General features: G+C 59.3%; 1 protein-coding gene. It reads left to right on the top strand.

What is annotated here, in order from left to right; translation table 11 throughout:
- Window positions 1–34: 34 nt before the first annotated feature.
- Complete coding sequence (locus ACM6LR_RS39305; protein ID WP_414942913.1) at window positions 35–1306, top strand: IS256 family transposase; 1272 nt, start codon at window positions 35–37, stop codon at window positions 1304–1306.
- Window positions 1307–1362: the final 56 nt, after the last annotated feature.

Raw genomic sequence — 1362 nt, 5'->3', positions numbered from 1 at the left:
TAGCGGTCGGAAGGGACACTGAGTGACACAGGACATATCGTCTCGTCGGGGTGATGAGGCGGCATCGCGGCGGCTCGCGGACGCGTTCTCGCCGTCCACTATTGACGCGTTGCTGAAGGACGCGAAGTCGGCCGGCACGCCGATCGATGGTGTGGACGGCCTGCTGAATCAGATGACCAAGGCTGTGCTGGAACGCGCTTTGCAGGCCGAACTGACTGACCATCTGGGTTATGACGCGGGCGATCCCGCTGGTCATGGGTCCGGCAATTCCCGTAACGGGAAGTCCCGGAAGACCGTGTCGACCACGAACGGCCCGGTCGATATCGAGGTGCCACGTGACCGGAACGGTTCGTTCGAACCGGCGATCGTCCCCAAACGAGCACGACGGATCGGCAATATCGATGACATGATCCTGTCGCTGTATTCGCGGGGAATGACGACCCGTGATATCGAGGCACACCTGCGTGAAGTATATGGGGTGAACGCGTCCCGGGAATTGATCTCGAATGTGACCGAGGTGGTGGTCGATGAGATCAAGGCGTGGCAATCACGTCCGCTGGACGAGGTGTATCCGATCCTGTATGTCGACGGTATCCGGATCCGGGTGAAGGACAACGGGGTCGTCACCACCAAGGTCGCCTACCTGGCCATCGGTGTCGACGTGGACGGCCGCAAGCACGCCCTGGGCTGCTGGATCTCCGACACCGAGGGCGCGAAGTTCTGGCAGAAAATCCTGTCCGATCTGCGTAACCGAGGTGTCAAGGACATCCTCATCGCCTGCTGCGACGGCCTGACCGGCCTGCCTGACGCGATTCACGCGATCTTCCCGGACACCGTCGTGCAGACCTGCGTCGTGCACGTCATCCGCAACGCGATGCGGTTCGTGTCCTACGGCGACCGCAAGAAAATCGTCAGGGCGATGAAAGAAATCTACACCGCGCCCACCCTCGAAGCCGCGGAACTCGGCCTGGCGGAATTCGACAGGCAATTCGGCACGCAATACCCGGGCGCGATCGGCGTATGGCGAAACGCGTGGGACGAGTTCATTCCGTTCCTCGACTACCCACCGGAACTCCGCAAAATCGTCTACACCACCAACGCCATCGAGTCCATCAACTTCCAACTCCGTAAAATCACGAAGAACCGTGGACACTTCCCCGACAAAGACGCCGCCATGAAACTGCTCTATCTCGGACTCCGCAACATATCCAGTCAACGAGGAGGCGATTCCGGGACCGGAACACACGGCTGGAAAGTGGCACTCAACACACTGATCAACATCTTTCCCGGACGCATACTTTTCTGATAACCTACAAACGTAAGCAATCACCTCTGGCTTACACAAAAAACGTGACAGGCTCC

The organism is Amycolatopsis sp. cmx-11-32 (genome assembly GCF_047608695.1).
Lineage (GTDB): Bacteria > Actinomycetota > Actinomycetes > Mycobacteriales > Pseudonocardiaceae > Amycolatopsis.
This window is presented reverse-complemented; position numbering and strand designations above follow the sequence as displayed.